The organism is Rickettsiella endosymbiont of Aleochara curtula (assembly GCF_964030935.1).
GTDB lineage: Bacteria > Pseudomonadota > Gammaproteobacteria > Diplorickettsiales > Diplorickettsiaceae > Aquirickettsiella.
The window spans coordinates 651231-662280 of sequence record NZ_OZ034990.1 but is presented as its reverse complement, the minus strand read 5'-3'; the positions used below and the strand labels follow the sequence as shown (position 1 = coordinate 662280).

Genomic DNA, 11050 nt, shown 5'->3' with positions numbered 1-11050 from the left:
AAGGCTAGATTCTAGTAGCGATTACCTGAGCTGCCTGCAAGACTGCTTCCTGCTACAGCACCTAATCCGGCGCCGGCTATCGTAGCTATCGTATTACCCGAACCTCCGCCAATTGTGTTGCCTAAAAGACCACCCACCGCAGCACCACCTAAGCCACCAGCGACGCGTCTTTGGTCGGGTGTCATTGAGTCACAGGCGGTTAGGCCTACTAATAAAACGCCTATTAGGACGAATGAATTAAATTTTTTCATATTATACCCCATGGAAAATGAAATAATTTTTGTACTATACTCCTCGCACTTGAATTTTGGTTTGCGTTGCTGCTCAATTCGCAATCCCCGGTATCTTGAAGAAATGAAGGTTGCTCATTCTCGCAGCGCCTCGTCAAAAATCCCACTGCTATGAGTATATTTATTTGCCGTTCTTAACAAAAGTATAGGCAGCAAGGGGGGTAAATACCAGTTATCAGCCCCTAAAACTGTTTAAAAATTATACAATTAAACTACGTTATAATAAGAGTCCATTTCTGAGGACCTGATAATGCAAAACATCCAGCTGAAAATTTTGGACTCCCGATTAGGCGAGGAATTTCCATTGCCAAGCTATGCGACCGATGGGTCTGCGGGGCTTGATTTACGCGCTTGTAGCAAGCAAACCATACAATTATTACCGAACCAGACTGAGTTAATTTCAACCGGTTTAGCCATTCACATCGCACAGCCAAATTTAGCCGCGGTGATTTTACCGCGCTCTGGTCTTGGTCATAAGCACGGTATTGTGCTCGGAAATCTAATTGGTCTCATCGACTCCGATTATCAGGGTGAGTTATTTATTTCATGTTGGAATCGCGGCCATAGTGAATTTGCTATCCAACCCGGAGATAGAATTGCACAGCTGGTATTTGTACCCGTGGTTCGAACGCAATTTGAACTGGTTCCGGAATTTGTAGAAACCGAACGTGGTGCAGGTGGTTTTGGACATTCTGGCGTGCAATAAAAACAATTATCAGTAAAATTGATTATTAAATAAATATAATATAAATTTTTTTTCTGGAATAATTTTATTCGCAGAAGCGTAAAATTTTTCTGTTAGACTACGCACGACCGTTTCTTACAATAAAAAAAGATTATTATGACAACTATAAATATCCTAAAAAATAAAGCTAAAGCCGCAGGAAATTTAAATTTTAAAAAAAACGAAAAACAGAATTTACTACATCATTTAAAAAAAGTTGAACATTCATCTTTTTCTCTAATTAAGTTAAAAGAATTGGTTAACCAAAAAGAATCTTACGGACTGCTGACGTCATCTGAACTAATAGCAATTATGGCTATGTTGCCTAAGGAACATCAATTAGATGCTTTAAGTGTTATCAAAAATAATTTTGACCTTGTATTGACTGGGTTGGAGCGAGAAGCGCTAAAAAAATTTTTATTAAAAGATCATTCTTCAAGCGCATTAGATCAATACTCTATTTTAGATTTCCATAAGGTATTAACTAATATTACTAAATATCGCGTAAATAAAAGATTACAACAGATCCAAAGTTTAAGTAAACAATATCAATTGTTTTTTTCTGATCGCGAAAACTTAAAAACTTTGATCAGTTGTTTTAATAAGAAGGATTTCCTTAATTTGGTAAAAACTCCTATAATTTGGGAGCAGATAATAAAAATTAATCAAGGTAAAAGACCCGTTCTACCTTTGAACGAGCAACAGGCCATAAAGCTTTTGGAAAAACTAAAGCTTTATTCCACTAATTTTACTATCTTTGATAGTTTTCAAACATTTATCAAACAACTTTCAATTACAAATGAAAGAAATCAATTAAATTTATTATTGAGTTTACAATCATTCAAACCAGAAGTTTTGATGACGTATCTTAAAACCAGTGAGAATATTGCCAAATTATTTCGATGGATTCCTGAGAATTCGGTGCGTAGGTATCTTGAATTACCCTTTATAGCGTCGGCTATCAATAAAGTAAGCTTTTCTTGGAATGACATAGTCGACATGTTAAAAAATAGTGATAATAAAGGCGCTTATGTCTTTATTGATTATTTATTGAAAGAAAATAAAATAAGCAACCCTATCGATATTGAGCAGCTCAAAATACTTTTGATAGCCTTAGATTATGAAAAAAGATTAGGTTTCTTTAATATGCTCAAGTTGAAACATCTTATCTCAGAAATCAATGTTCGAGATAATAGAATAGTAGAGCTATTACCAAATAAAGAAGATTATTGGAATAATAATATTCCCCAGCAACCATTATTTTTTTGGAATAAAGCATTCAACCTGACGGCTATAACAGAGGAACCTAATGAGAATATTTGTGAAAATAAAAATTTAAATTAGCTTAATCGGTATTCAAACAGACATATTTAATTTCTAAATATTCTTCGATACCATATTTTGAGCCTTCACGGCCTATGCCGGATTGTTTGAAGCCACCGAAGGGCGCGACTTCATTGGAAGCACGTCCGGTGTTGATGCCGACTATGCCATAGTCTAATTGTTGCGCGACATCGATAATTCGATTGACATTTTGCGCATAAAAATAAGCGGCGAGTCCAAACTCAGTGTCATTTGCTAAATGAATGGCTTCTCTTTCTTCAGAAAACTTAAATAATGCTGCGACAGGTCCAAAGGTTTCTTCTTTAGCGATTAACATTTCGGCTGTGCAATTTTTTAAGAGTGTAGGTTGAAAAAAACTTCCACCTAAAGTATGCATTTTTCCACCACATACCAGTTCAGCGCCTTTTTCTAGCGCATCAGCTATATGTTTTTTCACTTTATTAATGGCGGACTGATTGATCAAGGGACCTATTTGAACATTATCTTCTAAACCGTTACCCACTTTTAATTGTTGGATGGCATGAGTTAATTTTTTTGTAAAGGTTGCATAGATTTTTTCATGAACATAAAAACGATTGGTACAAATACAGGTTTGACCACTATTACGAAATTTCGATGCAATAGCGCCCAGGATGGCTTTATCGATATCGGCATCATCGAAAACAATAAACGGCGCATTACCACCTAACTCTAAAGATATTTTTTTTACCGAACTGGCCGCTTTCTGCATTAGTAGTTTACCAATCACTGTTGAGCCAGTGAAAGAAATTTTGCGTATTAGGGGGCTATCGGTAAAAATATTGCCAATTAATTCGGAATTACCGGTGACTATATTAAACACTCCCGCGGGAATCCCGGCTTTTTCGGCGAGTACCGCCAATGCCAACGCTGAAAAAGGGGTTAACACCGAGGGTTTGAGTATGATAGTACAGCCAGCTGCTAAAGCGGGCGCGCATTTACGTGTGATCATGGCATTAGGAAAATTCCAAGGTGTAATCGCAGCTACCACGCCGACGGATTGTTTACTGACAAACAAATGTTGTTTGGGTAAGGGGGCGGGAATGATATCACCGTAGACACGTTTTCCTTCTTCAGCAAACCATTGAATGAAAGAAGCGCCATAACGAATTTCTTCCATAGCTTCTTTAAGTGGTTTGCCTTGTTCGAGTGTTAATAATACGGCTAAATCATTAATGTTCTCTAAAATTAGCGTGTACCAACGATATAACAACTCGGCACGTTCGGCGGCGGTCTTCGAGCGCCACATCGGCCAGGCTGCTGCTGCGGCGGCGATGGCATCAAGTATGTTTGCTGTTTCTAAATCTGGAACGGTCCCTAGGGTTTCCTCGGTAGCAGGGTTGTTAACTTGAATAGTTTTTTTTGCCTGGATCCATTTTCGATTAATAAAACAATTTTGCTGAAACAGCGAAGCATTATTTAATTTCATGTGGAGCATTCCCTAGTTGGTTTTTTCAATATTGACTTGAAGTAAGCGAATAAGTCGATTATCAGCGCGTAACACTTTAAATCGAAAAGGATGAATAGTGGTGCTGGCACCGCGTTTCGGTAAATAACCAAAGCGATTTGCGATCACGCCACCTATGGTATCAAATTGATTCGTTGCCAAATGCGAATTAAAAAAGTCATTAAAATCTTCAATGGGCATCATAGCTTTGACAATAAATTGATTAGGATTTTGTTCCTGTATAAAAACCTCGTCATTGGCATCGTATTCATCTTCAATTTCGCCAACAATCTCTTCTAAAACATCTTCAATGGTAACCAGACCCGACACAGCGCCATATTCGTCTACGACAATAGCCATGTGATAATGTTTATGCTGAAATTCTTCGAGTAAACTGTCTAGCCGTTTACTTTCTGGTATAAACACCACCGGACGAATAATATCGTGGATATCAAAGTCGTTTTGGTGAGATAAGGGATTGTATTTGAGTAAATCTTTAGCCAGTAATAAACCAATAACTCTTCGTTCATCATTAATCACCGGGAAACGCGAATGGCCGGATTCGATTACGAGTGGTAGCAGTTCAGGCAAGTGTGCTTTTTCAGAAAGAACCGTAATTTTGGCATGCGGTACCATAATATCTCTGACGTGTATATCCGAGATTTGTAATACGCCTTCGAGCATTTTAAGTGCTTGCGCATTGAGTAAATTGCGTTGTTGGGCATAATACAATAACTCAATAAGTTGTTTTCTATTTCTTGGTCCTTGTTTAAAGGCTTGATGAACACGCGTTAACCAGGGCCGACGATTTTTTTTAATCTTAAGTTTATCGTCAGATATAGGGGTTTTCATAACCTAAGTCCTCTAATAATTGAATTTCTAAAGTTTCCATTTTGGTGGCATCTTTATCATGAACATGATCATAACCTATTAAGTGTAAACAGCCATGAATAACAAGATGTGCCCAATGAGTTAGAGGGGTTTTCGCTTGTTGTTTGGCTTGTTGATTAACGAGTGGGGCACATATGACTAAATCGCCTAAAAACGCTGAGGAAACTCCAGGTGGTGGCTCAAAAGGAAAGGATAAAATATTAGTAGGGCCATTTTTATGTCGGTAAGTGCTATTTAGCGCAGCACTTTCCTTTTTGCTAACGAGTCGTATGTTCACTGCGTTAGTCCCCACTTGTTTGGATAATGCTTTGTTTACCCATCGTTGTAGGAAATAACGACTAGGAATAAAAGTGTTACTAGTAAGAGCTTGTATGGTAATTTTAATGCGCTTTTCTTTGATTTTCGTTTTGCGCATAGGCTTGTAGTATTGCTTGTACCAAAGTATGCCTAACAATATCTTGCATTTGGAATTCAGTAAAGCTGATACCCTTTATATTTTTTAAAATATTTAAACAATGACACAGACCTGATTCTAGGCCTCGCGGTAAATCTGTTTGTGTGGTATCACCACTCACAACCACTTTGGAGTTAAAACCGATGCGTGTTAAAAACATTTTCATTTGTTCTTTCGTGGTGTTTTGTGCTTCATCCAAAATAATAAAGGCATCATTTAACGTACGTCCGCGCATATAAGCTAAAGGAACGACTTCAATAATATGTTGTTCGACGAGTTGCATGACCAACTCAAAACCGAGCATGTCATTCAATGCATCATAAAGGGGACGAAAATAGGGATCGAGTTTTTGCGAAAAATCGCCGGGTAAAAAACCTAATTTTTCACCGGCTTCAACCGCAGGTCTAACGAGCACGACACGACTAACTTGTTCTTTTTCTAAAGCGGATACCGCGCAAGCCACAGCCAAATAAGTTTTACCAGTTCCAGCGGGTCCTAAACCAAAATTAATATCGTGATTTAAAATCCGCTCAATATATATCGCTTGGTTAGGGCTATGTGGTTTGATGGGACCACGTTTGGTTTGGATCATTATACCTGGAGTTTGCGTGGGCTCTAATGTCATGTTGGGATCAGTTTGCGCGGTTTGCAGCACTAAATGAATAGTATTGGCAGTCAATGTGGTTTTTTTTGTGCCAGTTTCCGCGTAAAGATGGTGTAATACCTTGGCAGCCACTTCGACAGCAGGGTCAGGACCATTAATTTGAAAATCATGGCCGCGATTATAAATACAAACGTTAAGTTTTTGTTCAATTTGACGTAAATGTTGATCAAATGGACCGCAAAGATTCGCTAAACGATGATTATCTTCGGGTATGAGTTGGAAAGTATAAGCTTGAGTATTCAATTGACTATTAATTCTCCTCGTAAAGAGTTTCTTAATACCTCAGTAATCGTAATAGGAACTAATTGTCCTATTAAACGCGCATGACCTTTGAAGTTAACCACGCGGTTATTTTCTGTACGTCCTTGCAGTTCATCTTTATTTTTCTTCGAAGGACCTTCAACCAATATGTGTTGAACATGACCACACATTTTTTTACTTAAGGCCTGTCCTTGAAATACTAGGAGATTTTGCAGGATCTGTAAACGTTGTTTTTTTGCAGCGGGGGTTACATCATCAGCAAGCTCGGCTGCCGGTGTGCCGGGACGGCGGCTGTAAATAAAACTAAATGAATTATCAAAGCCTATAGATTCTACTAAATTAAGTGTAGCTTGAAAGTCCGCTTCCGTTTCGCCAGGGAAACCGATAATAAAATCTGAAGTAATGGCGATATCGGGTCGAACTTTACGCAATTTACGCATCTTAGATTTAAATTCTAGTACCGTGTAACCACGCTTCATCGCCGCTAAAATTCGATCGGAGCCACTTTGCACCGGTAAATGCAAATGATCGGCCAATTTTGGCACATCGGCATAGGCCTGAATTAAACGTTCTGAAAAAGCTAAGGGATGAGAAGTGGTAAAGCGTATGCGCAAAATATCTTCTATTGCAGCGATATAGTGTATTAAGTCCGCTAAGTCGGCTGTACCACCTTCATGGCGCGGGCCTTGATAATCGTTAACATTTTGTCCTAATAAGGTAATTTCGCGGACACCTTGTTCAGACAACTGTACAACCTCTGCGAGCACGTCATCTAAAGGACGGCTAATTTCTTCGCCGCGTGTATAAGGAACGACACAAAAACTGCAATATTTGTTACATCCTTCCATGATAGACACAAATGCGCGTGGACCCTCGGCGCGTGGCGCTGGTAAGTGATCAAATTTTTCGATTTCTGGAAAAGAGATATCAACCACAGACTGTTTTTTTTCTAAGACTTGATTGATCATATCCGGGAGTCGATGCAAAGTCTGAGGCCCAAAGACAATGTCTACATAAGGGGCGCGCTGAATAATGCCCGCACCTTCTTGACTCGCAACGCAGCCGCCCACCGCGATGATGAGGTGGGATCGCAAGGCTTTAATTTTACGCCATTGTCCGAGCTCGGAAAATACTTTTTCCTGTGCTTTTTCTCGAATAGAACAAGTATTTAAGACGATGACATCGGCTTCGTTAGGATCTTTGGTTGAGATCAAACCATGAGAATGGGATAAAAGATTATACAGACTGTCCGAGTCATACTCATTCATTTGACAGCCATGCGTTTCAATATAAATTTTTTTTAATAACATATTTCGTCACTGCCAGATAAACAATAACTGTCATTGCGATCGCCATTTTTTTTCGTCATTGCGAGCACCGAAGGTGCGCGGCAATCTAACTGGATGGTCGCGGCCTCACTAACGTTTCGGCCTCGCCATGACGGACTATTTTTCATTTTTTTCTTCTACTGATTGAGTTTTTCTTTTAATAAAGTATTTAATTGTTGTGGATTTATTTTCCCACCGGAGGCTTTCATGACTTGTCCGACAAAAAAACCAAATAGTTTATCTTTCCCTGCCCTATAATCCGCTAATTGTTCGGGATATTTTATTAAAATCTCATCAATAAGTGTCAAGATGGCGGTTTGATCCGTGACTTGTTGTAGATTTTTTTCTTGAATGATTTCATCACTGGTTTTTTGGCTGGTCCACAACGCTTCAAACACATCTTTAGCGATGTTGCTAGAAATAGTGTTATCAGCAATTCGTTGCAGCAGACCCGCGAGTCGTTGGGCACTAATAGGTGATGCAATAATGTTTAAGTTAGATTTATTTAGCGCGGCAGCAAGTTCTCCCATAATCCAATTAACCGCTAATTTGGGCGAAGCTTTGGCTTTGACGACAGCTTCAAAGTAGTCTGCCAATTCGCGTGCCGCGGTCAGTAAATTGGCATCATAAACACTCAGCTTATATTCTGATTGAAAGCGAGCCAATTTTTTTTGTGGTAGTTCCGGCAAGCTTTGATAAAGTTTTTCAATAAAGTCCGCATTGATGACGACAGGACATAAATCAGGATCAGTGAAATAACGATAATCTCTAGCATCTTCTTTGCTACGCATCGGGCGAGTTTCTTGTTTATCGGTATCATATAAACGGGTTTCTTGAGTGATGCTGCCACCGCCTTCTAAAACTGCAATTTGGCGCTCAATTTCGTATTGAATGGCTTTTTCTATAAAACGAAACGAGTTTAAATTTTTAATTTCAACGCGTTTTCCTAATTGTGTTTCATTGACTCTACGTACCGAGACATTGGCATCACAGCGAAATGAACCTTCTTGCAAATTGCCATCTGAGATATCCAAATAACGAACCAGTGTATGCAAGGTTTTAAGATAGATAACCGCTTCTTTTGGCGATCTTAAATCGGGTTCTGAAACAATTTCTAATAAAGGCGTGCCAGCACGATTCAGATCGATACCACTCATATTTTCGAATCCTTCATGCAAGGATTTTCCAGCATCTTCTTCTAAATGGGCGCGCGTAATATTAACAGTTTTTTGTTCGCCATTTTCTAAACTTATTGTTAAGTGTCCACGCCCGACGATAGGATTTTCATGTTGACTAATTTGATAGCCTTTGGGTAGATCAGGATAAAAATAATTTTTACGCGCAAAGATTGAATAATGCGGGATGTCAGCTTGAATACTTAAACCGAATTTGATGGCCATATTGACCGCTTCTGCATTTAAAACCGGTAGTACGCCGGGTAAAGCTAAGTCTATCGCACAGGCTTGTGTATTCGGTTCAGCACCATAGGCGGTAGCTGCACCTGAAAAAAGTTTCGATAGTGTTGATAATTGGACATGTACTTCAAGCCCTATAACAGACTCCCAGGCACCTGCAGATTTTTCAGGCTCGACTTTGCTATTTTTTGATGATTTTTTGTGTATAGCCGAGGTCATAGATTGAAATTCTCCGGTATTTTTTTATGCCAATCAGTCGCTTGTTGATAACGATGCGCGGCATTCAATAATTTTGCTTCGGTAAAAGGACGCCCAATGAGTTGCATGCCTAAGGGAAGTCCATCAACAAATCCTGCTGGAATTGAAATAGCCGGTAGGCCTGCTAAATTAATAGCGATGGTGTAAATATCCGATAAATACATACTGACCGGATCATTGATTTTTTCACCTAGCTTGAATGCGGTAGTCGGTGTCGTCGGCCCGAGTAAGATATCAACCTGGTTAAATGCCTGTTTAAATTCTTCGATTAGTAGCGCGCGAATTTTTTGTGCTTTAGCATAATAAGCATCATAAGAACCAGCAGATAAAACATACGTACCCATTAATAGCCGACGTTTTACTTCATTACCAAATCCTTCGCTACGAGTTCTTTCGTATAAATCTTTTAAATCAGTAGGGTTATTACAACGATAACCATAACGCACGCCATCATAGCGAGCAAGATTAGAAGAGCATTCAGCTGATGCAATGATGTAATAAAGTGGAATAACTAAATGACAATTGGGTAAACTGACGCTACTCACTTTTGCACCTAATTTTTCATAAAGCTTAATAGCTGCTTGGATAGTTGCTGCTACTTTAGGATCAAGATCTTCGGAAAAATATTCTTTGGGTAATCCAATTTTTAGCCCTTCGAGTGAATCATTTAGTGTCGAGAGGTAGTTGGGAACGGGTTGGTCGATACTCGTGGAATCTTTCTCATCAAAACCTGCCATGACATTCATTAAGAGCGCAGCATCTTCGGCGGTTTGTGTCATCGGGCCGGCTTGATCTAAGCTAGAGGCAAAAGCAATCAGCCCATAACGCGAAACACGACCATACGTGGGTTTAAGCCCAGTAAGATTGCACAATGCTGCGGGTTGCCTTATGGAACCTCCGGTGTCGGTACCGGTTGCTGCAGGCGTTAATCGGGCCGCTACAGCGGCACTAGAGCCACCCGAAGATCCGCCGGGGACGCGTGCAATATCCCAGGGGTTTTTTACTGCACCATAAAAACTGTTTTCATTGGATGAGCCCATGGCAAATTCATCCATGTTAGTTTTACCCAATAATACCGTCCCGGCTTGATTAAGCCGACTGACCAGTGTGGCGTCATAGGGAGCAATAAAATTATCTAACATTTTAGAAGCACAACTCGTCTTAATGCCAGCGGTGCAAAAAATATCTTTATGTGCGAAAGGAATACCGGTCAGGGGTCCAGCGCTGCCATTTTGGTGTTGTAAATCGGCTTGCTTGGCTTGCTCTAGCGCAAGAGTGGGCGTGACAGTAATGAAGCTATTTAAGGTTTTATCAAATTTATCGATACGCGCTAAAAAATGTTGGGTTAATTCTGTACTGGATAATTTTTTTGCATGTAGCGCGGTAGATAACTCAGTGAGCGTATAATTATGCATATTTTTTAATCTCTAAAAGTTATTCTAAAACCAGCGGGACACAATAAAGGCCTGCTTCAGTATGCTGAGTGAGTTGCTGAAAGTCTTTTCTATGCACTATTTCTGTGATTTTATCAGCACGCAAGCGTTGGGTGATGCCAAATGGGTGAGCGACGGGTTGTACGGAGCTTGTATCTACGGCATCCATCTCAGTGGCCAGGTTAAAGATGCCTTGTAGGCTTTTCAAATACTGAGTGGCCTCTTCAAGATTGATTTGTATTCTAGCGAGATCAGCAATCTTATTAACGTCTTCGAGCGTAATGACCATAGTGAGCAAAACTCCAAATCTAGTACGACTACTCTTCACACTTGAGTTTTTGTCTGTGTTGCCGCTCAATTCACAATCCTCATGTGTCTTAAATACACTGTGGTTGCTTCATTCTCGCGGCGCCTTGCCAAAAATCCAATTGCTGTGAGTTTAAAAATTTCGGTATTATACCTATTACGCTTAGATTTGCGAATTTCTCATCGAACCTCCTAATCTTACGAGCTTGCTTGCATA

General features: G+C 39.7%; 11 protein-coding genes. 2 read left to right on the top strand and 9 right to left on the bottom strand.

The window, feature by feature from the left end:
• Positions 1 to 11: 11 nt before the first annotated feature.
• The gene (locus AAHF87_RS02850; protein WP_342146889.1) at positions 12 to 251 is read right to left on the bottom strand and encodes a glycine zipper 2TM domain-containing protein; all 240 of its coding nucleotides are present in this window, start codon (positions 249 to 251) and stop codon (positions 12 to 14) included.
• Positions 252 to 540: 289 nt separating this feature from the next.
• Between AAHF87_RS02850 and dut the strand changes: the two genes are divergently transcribed.
• Both dut and AAHF87_RS02840 read left to right on the top strand, forming a co-directional pair.
• The gene (gene dut / locus AAHF87_RS02845; protein ID WP_342146887.1) at positions 541 to 996 is read left to right on the top strand and encodes a dUTP diphosphatase; all 456 of its coding nucleotides are present in this window, start codon (positions 541 to 543) and stop codon (positions 994 to 996) included.
• Positions 997 to 1131: 135 nt separating this feature from the next.
• On the top strand, positions 1132 to 2358 hold the full coding sequence (locus tag AAHF87_RS02840; protein ID WP_342146885.1) for a hypothetical protein: 1227 nt from the start codon (positions 1132 to 1134) through the stop codon (positions 2356 to 2358).
• A 1-nt stretch (position 2359) separates the two neighbouring features.
• Here AAHF87_RS02840 and AAHF87_RS02835 read toward each other — a convergent pair whose 3' ends face one another.
• From AAHF87_RS02835 to gatC, 8 genes are all read right to left on the bottom strand, one after another.
• Positions 2360 to 3805, bottom strand: a complete 1446-nt coding sequence (locus AAHF87_RS02835; RefSeq protein ID WP_342146884.1) for an NAD-dependent succinate-semialdehyde dehydrogenase — start codon at positions 3803 to 3805, stop codon at positions 2360 to 2362.
• Between the two features lie 12 nt (positions 3806 to 3817).
• Positions 3818 to 4675, bottom strand: coding sequence for an HlyC/CorC family transporter (locus AAHF87_RS02830; protein ID WP_342146882.1), 858 nt, complete (start codon positions 4673 to 4675; stop codon positions 3818 to 3820).
• Positions 4656 to 5129, bottom strand: coding sequence for an rRNA maturation RNase YbeY (gene ybeY, locus AAHF87_RS02825; RefSeq protein WP_342146881.1), 474 nt, complete (start codon positions 5127 to 5129; stop codon positions 4656 to 4658). Before ybeY ends, AAHF87_RS02830 begins: the two co-directional genes overlap by 20 nt.
• Positions 5095 to 6075, bottom strand: a complete 981-nt coding sequence (locus AAHF87_RS02820; protein WP_342146880.1) for a PhoH family protein — start codon at positions 6073 to 6075, stop codon at positions 5095 to 5097. The genes ybeY and AAHF87_RS02820 overlap by 35 nt, the downstream gene beginning before the upstream one ends.
• Complete coding sequence (miaB, locus tag AAHF87_RS02815; protein ID WP_342146879.1) at positions 6072 to 7403, bottom strand: tRNA (N6-isopentenyl adenosine(37)-C2)-methylthiotransferase MiaB; 1332 nt, start codon at positions 7401 to 7403, stop codon at positions 6072 to 6074. Before miaB ends, AAHF87_RS02820 begins: the two co-directional genes overlap by 4 nt.
• A gap of 155 nt (positions 7404 to 7558) precedes the next feature.
• Complete coding sequence (gatB, locus tag AAHF87_RS02810; RefSeq protein ID WP_342146877.1) at positions 7559 to 9055, bottom strand: Asp-tRNA(Asn)/Glu-tRNA(Gln) amidotransferase subunit GatB; 1497 nt, start codon at positions 9053 to 9055, stop codon at positions 7559 to 7561.
• Positions 9052 to 10509, bottom strand: coding sequence for an Asp-tRNA(Asn)/Glu-tRNA(Gln) amidotransferase subunit GatA (gene gatA, locus AAHF87_RS02805; protein ID WP_342146876.1), 1458 nt, complete (start codon positions 10507 to 10509; stop codon positions 9052 to 9054). The genes gatB and gatA overlap by 4 nt, the downstream gene beginning before the upstream one ends.
• A gap of 19 nt (positions 10510 to 10528) precedes the next feature.
• Positions 10529 to 10885, bottom strand: a complete 357-nt coding sequence (gene gatC / locus AAHF87_RS02800; RefSeq protein ID WP_342146875.1) for an Asp-tRNA(Asn)/Glu-tRNA(Gln) amidotransferase subunit GatC — start codon at positions 10883 to 10885, stop codon at positions 10529 to 10531.
• Positions 10886 to 11050: the final 165 nt, after the last annotated feature.

Excerpts from the sequence above, each read along its gene's own strand:
- AAHF87_RS02850 (WP_342146889.1), bottom strand. The coding sequence starts at position 251 with ATGAAAAAATTTAATTCATTCGTCCTAATAGGCGTTTTATTAGTAGGC.
- dut (WP_342146887.1), top strand. The coding sequence starts at position 541 with ATGCAAAACATCCAGCTGAAAATTTTGGACTCCCGATTAGGCGAGGAA.
- AAHF87_RS02840 (WP_342146885.1), top strand. The coding sequence starts at position 1,132 with ATGACAACTATAAATATCCTAAAAAATAAAGCTAAAGCCGCAGGAAAT.
- AAHF87_RS02835 (WP_342146884.1), bottom strand. The coding sequence starts at position 3,805 with ATGAAATTAAATAATGCTTCGCTGTTTCAGCAAAATTGTTTTATTAAT.
- AAHF87_RS02830 (WP_342146882.1), bottom strand. The coding sequence starts at position 4,675 with ATGAAAACCCCTATATCTGACGATAAACTTAAGATTAAAAAAAATCGT.
- ybeY (WP_342146881.1), bottom strand. The coding sequence starts at position 5,129 with ATGCGCAAAACGAAAATCAAAGAAAAGCGCATTAAAATTACCATACAA.
- miaB (WP_342146879.1), bottom strand. The coding sequence starts at position 7,403 with ATGTTATTAAAAAAAATTTATATTGAAACGCATGGCTGTCAAATGAAT.
- gatB (WP_342146877.1), bottom strand. The coding sequence starts at position 9,055 with ATGACCTCGGCTATACACAAAAAATCATCAAAAAATAGCAAAGTCGAG.
- gatA (WP_342146876.1), bottom strand. The coding sequence starts at position 10,509 with ATGCATAATTATACGCTCACTGAGTTATCTACCGCGCTACATGCAAAA.